The sequence below is a fragment of the Amycolatopsis sp. NPDC059021 genome, assembly GCF_042739895.1.
Taxonomy (GTDB): Bacteria; Actinomycetota; Actinomycetes; order Mycobacteriales; family Pseudonocardiaceae; genus Amycolatopsis.
Genome location: NZ_JBHYIQ010000208.1, coordinates 1 through 2584 on the forward strand (window position 1 = coordinate 1; position 2584 = coordinate 2584).

A 2584-nucleotide genomic window follows, 5' to 3' on the forward strand; every position below is an offset into this window, starting at 1 on the left:
CACCTATACAGCTTAAACCGATTGAATCCAGACGTTCTATTACCTGCATCAAGTCCGCGGGCGTTATCTTACATTGAAACAGCCGCGAGCACGTCAGGTAAAGACGCGCGTATTAAATTCCAAGTCGCGCTGCCATTAACTTTAAACCAACGTGACCCGGTCGGTCTTATCTTGCTACAAAACGAGGAGACAACCGTTTCCCTTCAGATTGATACAGCACGCGCGCAAGACGCGTATCAGTTGGCTACTGGAGACACCGTTACACTGAAGCAATTGAAAATCACGCCGACAATTGAAACGTTCTCCGTCCCTTCTGTACCACAAGCTATGCCGGATATTTCTGTCCTGAAGCTTGTAAACGAAAAAGGCGAACAGTTCACCGGGAACGGTCAAAATATCGTGAAGCTTCAGACAGGGACGATCTACCGTAAACTCATGTTTTACTTTACGGATGAGTCAGGCAACCCGCTGAAGGACAGCGACTTTGCGGGCAACTTGGAATTGGTATTTAACCAAGCCGACATCCCTTACAGCATTAAGCCGTCAGCACTTGCAGCCCGAAATCATTCGGACTTGGGTTATGTCTTACCGGATGGGGTTTATGTGTTTGACTTCTCTAACCAAGGCTTGCCAAACCTCGGCGGCTCTCGTGACTATATTGACACCGAACGTCTTACAGAGTTTTGGATTCGCTTCAATACTCAAAAAGGCGGGCGCGTGAAAATCGTTGCTGAAAAGCTTTCACGCTTGCATTAATACACGCGGGAGGGCTTTTCCCTCCTTTTCTTATTTGACTACTACGAAGGAGGATTTATATGAACGCACCATCACAAATGGGTCTAGGTGAAATGTTCTACCATGCCGCAGACTTATATCCAAACATGGGGTTTATGAGTACCCGAACGTCTACAGTTCCCGAAGCTGAAGATCAAATGTCTCTTGTCGATGATGAGGACACAGCAAAAGAGCATGACGTAAAGCAAGACCCTATTACATCAAAACAAATCTTGCTGGGGTTCGGCATTGTGTTCCTTGTCGTATTCCTATTCTCGGCAAGGGTGTAGGGGGTGTGACTTGTGGAGCAAATCTATTCAATCCTATTAAATAACGGAGCCATGGGCGTAATGCTCGCGTGGTTCATGTTCAAACAATCAAAGGATAACGAACAGACACGGGAAATTCTAACCGATCTGAAAATGGTTATTTCAAAAATCGGGGGTGCGTCAAGCAATGACTAAAATTCTTGTTCTCACCGTTATTATCATCGTGTTTTGGTTCTTCTTTATCCGCCGCAAAAAGAAGGGATAACACATGGAAAAAGGTCTTTTGTTTTTCACGCTGGCGCTCACAGCCATATGGATTATTCTTGATGACTTTTATGGCGGCAAACACCTGTCAAAGATGGCACAGAAAATGACGCCTGACATTTCTACACCGATGGACGTTGTAAAAGATGGTTGGGAATCTACAAAAGAAACCGTCGACGAAGCCGGAAAGACAGCGAAAAAGGCAGTTGAAAAAGCGACAGGATACGACACGTATAAAAAGTATCAAAAGATGAAGCCGGAGCAGAAAAAGAAAGTCAAAAAAGCCGCTAAAGACAGTTTCATAGATGGGTTTTGGAACGGTCTTAAACGCGGTTTTGGCTTGAAGTAAAGGGGTGATTCTATGCAAGAGTTTACAAAGTCTATGCGGTTTATTATCACCTTTCTCTTTTTCGTTATCCTGCTGGGTATGTTCACAAATGAAAAAATAACGTACACGTTCTTGGTACTTGTTCTCGCAAGTATGGCAGTCCTGAACGTTGACAAGGTAAAACAAATCATGGGAGGTCTTGTGGATGGTTAACAAGTTTTTTGACGTGATTGCGGGTATCGGGATTCTCATTGGTATTTATCTGTTCCTGAAAAATGCCAAGTCTACGACTTCCATTATCAGCACAATCGCGAGCAATTCAATTTCAGGCATCAAAGTATTACAAGGGAGGTAAGGCGGCATGATGGAAGGCTATCACCTTCAAAACCGGGTTCATGCGCTTCAGGAGCTTTCACGTCCAGTGGAGCTACCTGACGCGCAGCTAGGTATTGGAGACGCTGAAGAATTACGCCCAACACATGCCAACTTCATTTACCCGATGGTTCCGAAAGAAGCATTGATCGACAAAGTAACAAACATGAGTATTGAGAAAGCGACAGTCGATCTAAACGGAAATCAGGTAGATGAAGAAAACTTCCCTAAGAATCATTATTTCGGTGATCCGATAGGAGGCTTATATTGGTATGGCGGAATTTGAACAAGTCGGTCATGAATCCGGGGGTCATTCCCCGGGTAAAAAGAAATTCCAATTAAACAAAAAGAATATTGTCATTATCGGGTCGGTTGCAATTGGGGTCTTTCTATTAGTCTCCCTTGTGACGCGTGGGCGTCCTGCTGAGGAAGAACAGTACGTGACTTCTGAAGCATTAGAGGGTGATTACTTGGATGGCAATCCTATGAATTCAAGCTTGGTTCAGGCACAGCTACAAAACAATCAATCTCTCATTGAAGGTAGCGTTGATACAGCCTTAAACAACTTTGCAAATGT

Annotated in this window: 5 protein-coding genes; all 5 read left to right on the top strand. The window is 44.3% G+C overall.

All coding sequences use genetic code 11. The features are described from left to right. The coding region (locus ACFWX1_RS47960; protein WP_378396614.1) for a hypothetical protein at positions 1 to 756 on the top strand (756 nt) is incomplete at its 5' end. A 59-nt stretch (positions 757 to 815) separates the two neighbouring features. Continuing rightward, on the top strand, positions 816 to 1064 hold the full coding sequence (locus tag ACFWX1_RS47965; protein WP_080467411.1) for a hypothetical protein: 249 nt from the start codon (positions 816 to 818) through the stop codon (positions 1062 to 1064). A 247-nt stretch (positions 1065 to 1311) separates the two neighbouring features. Next, positions 1312 to 1656 carry a hypothetical protein gene (locus tag ACFWX1_RS47970; RefSeq protein WP_376642741.1) on the top strand — a complete coding sequence of 115 codons (345 nt, stop codon included), beginning with the start codon at positions 1312 to 1314 and terminating at the stop codon, positions 1654 to 1656. A gap of 340 nt (positions 1657 to 1996) precedes the next feature. Beyond that, a complete protein-coding gene (locus ACFWX1_RS47975) occupies positions 1997 to 2293 on the top strand; it encodes a hypothetical protein (RefSeq protein WP_063336321.1) in 297 nt (98 codons plus the stop codon). Next, positions 2280 to 2584: hypothetical protein (locus ACFWX1_RS47980; protein WP_378396615.1), on the top strand; the 305-nt coding region annotated here is incomplete at its 3' end. The genes ACFWX1_RS47975 and ACFWX1_RS47980, both read left to right, overlap by 14 nt.